This window comes from Brevundimonas sp., assembly GCF_044239655.1.
Lineage (GTDB): Bacteria > Pseudomonadota > Alphaproteobacteria > Caulobacterales > Caulobacteraceae > Brevundimonas.
In genome coordinates, this window is sequence record NZ_JBIIAY010000218.1 from 1 (window position 1) to 2,791 (window position 2,791).

The following is a 2,791-nucleotide window of genomic DNA, read 5'->3' on the forward strand; positions in this document are numbered from 1 at the left end:
ATTGCTTGCTGGGTAATGCGTACACCCTGTGTTTCCTCGGCCATTGGGCTAGTTTACAAGACAGAAAACAACTGGGAATTAGGCCCCAAAACTAGTAGTGTTTAGCTATGACAAAAACCTATCATTGTATGGGTGGCCTCCCTCGCTCAGGCAGCACTGTACTCTCGGCACTTCTAAACCAAAACCCAGAGGTGTATTCAAGCCCTCAGACTGACTTGCTTGGAATGTTATACGAGTTGGAAAGCAAAATACCTTCATACGAGAGCTACCGGGCAAAACTGATGCACCCGAACTTTGCATCTGTCTTGTATGGAATGACCAACAACTTTTATTCAACTCATGACAAGCCTGTGATCATTGACAAAAACAGGGGTTGGGGCACACCCTACAACTGGAATAACTTAAGCTTGTATGTAAACCCTGATGGCAAAGTCATCTTGACCATGAGACCAATTCTTGAGGTTCTAGCTTCCTTTATTAGAGTCGCCCAGCAGACCCACAAGGCGACCTCATCTATGCCTTACCTAAACGACAACCTTTGGGCTACTCACTATCGAAATGTTGTAGATGCCCAGGCAGATAACATAATGGCAGCCAATGGTGAGATGGACCGAGCAATCTTTTCCATTGCTAACCTAATCAAGAATCACAGGGATAAGGTTTATGTTGTTTGGTTTGATGACTTGTTAAATAGGCCACAAGCCACAATGAATGGCATTTATGACTTCTTAGGGCTTGACCGCTTTGAGCATAACTTCAACAACATCAAGGCAATAGACAACCACGATGATCTAGCTGGTTACGGAATGATTGGCTTGCACGATGTAAATAAGAAACTCGCTAGACCCAAAACGGACCCTAGCGAGCTTCTATCTGACTATGTGATTCAGAAGTACGGAAACGCTTTAGACTTCCTCAATTTCTAGCCAGCTAACAGTTTCTTCATCCCAGCTGTAATTACCTTCTGGCATTGGTACTGGGGCTTCCCATTGTGCAGTTTCTTCTTCAAGTAGCCAAGAGTCAAACGGCTTTGGCGGAACAAAAGCGTCTAGCTCAGCATCGTAAGTGAATCCAATACCTGCGTAGTTTTTTCTAATGTTTCCGTTGTAGCTTGTTCTTTTGCAAGCCTGACCCCTGAACTCGCCGTACCAGGTTTCTGGGTCCTGACCCTCAATCTGTTCGGTTTCATCAGTACCAACAATGACCTCAGTCACAATGTTGTTCTCATCTAAAAATGCGTAATGTGCCATAGTTTTCTCCTTAGCTAAAGCTAATGTTTCCTGTTCCTGCTGTAATTGTAGTTACTTTGTCGCTTCCTACGGTACTTGTTGAACCAGTGAGTCCTGCTCCAAGAGTTATTGTGCGAGCTGATGGGTATCGAAGAATGACTACACCAGAACCGCCTGAACCACCTGAGTATGTGCTAGTGATACGAACAGCACCTCCACCGCCACCAGTGTTTGCAGTACCAGATTGGGCATTTGCAGATCCGCTGTTATCAGCATTTCCACCGCCACCAGTGCCACCAGTACCAGCAGTTGAAACGCCAGAACCACCACCACCACCAGCACGAGTCACTGCTGAGCCAGTAATAGATGAGGAAACACCATTACCGCCATTTCCGCCAACATTTGTAGTGCCATCGCCACCAACAGCTCCACCACCACCACCACCACCCCAGCCACCGCTAGTATTTGTTATTCCAGTTCCACCATTGAATCCTTGATTAGCCGTTCCTGTGTAAACAGTCCCTGAACGACTACCACCACCAGAACCACCGTTTTGACCAGCTCCGTTGCTTGACTGACCCCCACCGCCGCCAGAAGATGTGATTGTGCTAAAAGTTGAGCTTGTACCGCTACTTCCGTTAGCTCCTGTGCCACCAGCACCACCAGCTCCGACTGTTACTGTGTAGTCTGTACCTGTTTGACCAGTAAACCCGACTTCAGCAGCAGAACCGCCACCAGAAGATTCCCCGCTGACATTTGAACGGAATCCCCCAGCACCGCCACCAGCACCAAAGCTTCCAGCACCACCACCACCACCAGCGACTACAAGGTAGCTAATAGCAAAGGTAGTTGGAATAATCCAGCTAACATTTCCAGTACCAGCAGTAATTGTTGTTACTTTGTTGTCGCCAAGTGTTGCAGTTGTACCTGTAAGGCCAGCACCGATTGTAATTGAGTATGAGGCAGGGTATCTAAGAATAACTACACCTGATCCACCAGCTCCAGCAGTGACGTTTGCATAGTTTCCACCACCACCACCACCTGTATTAACAGTTCCGTCTCCACCTTTACTGTCTCTGACTGCAGTTCCGCCGCCGCCGTTGCCACCTGCACCAGTGTTAGCACCACCACCACCGCCACCTCTAAATACACCAGTACCAGTGATGTTGTTAGACAGACCTACGCCACCTGCGTTGGCACCGCCAGCTCCACCAGCACCACCACCACCACCTTGAACATAGGTTCCTGTGCCCGAACCACCAGCAAATCCTTGATTAGCAGTTCCAGCACCACCACCGCTACCAGTGTTGCTTGTTCCACCACCAGAACCGCCAGATAAACCTTGTGGAAGGCTGCCGCTGGCAGAACCACCACCACCACCACCATTAGAAGTAATAGTGCTAAAAACTGAGTTAGAACCAGTTGTTCCCCTAGAACTTGGAGCACCGCCAGCACCGCCAGCACCGACTGTTACGGTGTAATTTGTGCCTGCCGTACCAGTAACACTCGCCTCAGGGGAAGCACCACCACCAGAAGTTTGTCCTGTAACATTTGTGCGGAAA

At 48.6% G+C, this 2,791-nt stretch carries 3 protein-coding genes; 1 reads left to right on the forward strand and 2 read right to left on the reverse strand.

Features of this window, described 5'->3' with window-relative positions; genetic code table 11:
- Positions 1-107 precede the first annotated feature (107 nt).
- The gene (locus ACILQR_RS16530; protein WP_395652451.1) at positions 108-926 is read left to right on the forward strand and encodes a sulfotransferase family protein; all 819 of its coding nucleotides are present in this window, start codon (positions 108-110) and stop codon (positions 924-926) included.
- Here the strand turns inward: ACILQR_RS16530 and ACILQR_RS16535 are convergent.
- Entirely contained in the window at positions 906-1,250 is a 345-nt protein-coding gene (locus tag ACILQR_RS16535) for a hypothetical protein (protein WP_395652452.1), read from the reverse strand. The two genes, ACILQR_RS16530 and ACILQR_RS16535, sit on opposite strands and share 21 nt — an antisense overlap.
- A gap of 10 nt (positions 1,251-1,260) precedes the next feature.
- Positions 1,261-2,791, reverse strand: a 1,531-nt coding sequence (locus ACILQR_RS16540; protein ID WP_395652453.1) for a glycine-rich domain-containing protein, incomplete at its 5' end; no start/stop codon positions are given.